1 protein-coding gene is annotated in these 205 nt (G+C 40.5%); it reads left to right on the top strand.

Going from position 1 to position 205, the window contains the following annotated elements; all coding sequences use genetic code 11:
• Positions 1–110: 110 nt before the first annotated feature.
• The coding region (locus HMPREF3002_RS10800; RefSeq protein ID WP_371106566.1) for an alpha/beta fold hydrolase at positions 111–205 on the top strand (95 nt) is incomplete at its 3' end.

Raw genomic sequence — 205 nt, 5'->3', positions numbered from 1 at the left:
CACTCGTAGAAGTGATTCATCACTATAGTGAAGAGGACTTGAAGCGCTATGATGGGGTAATAAAATTGGAGAAATAGGTGGAGGTATAGATTTCAGTAAGGAGTTTAAACATGAAATTCCATGAATTTGGTGATAAGAATTCGCCTCCTATCTTGCTGATACATGGCGGTGGCAGTTCTTGGTGGAATTATCTTCGTCAAGCACG

Origin of the sequence: Streptococcus sp. HMSC065E03 (genome assembly GCF_001815045.1) — a bacterium.
Lineage (GTDB): Bacteria > Bacillota > Bacilli > Lactobacillales > Streptococcaceae > Streptococcus > Streptococcus parasanguinis_AD.
The sequence above is the reverse complement of the archived record's forward strand: the minus strand, read 5'-3'. Positions and strand labels throughout refer to the sequence as shown.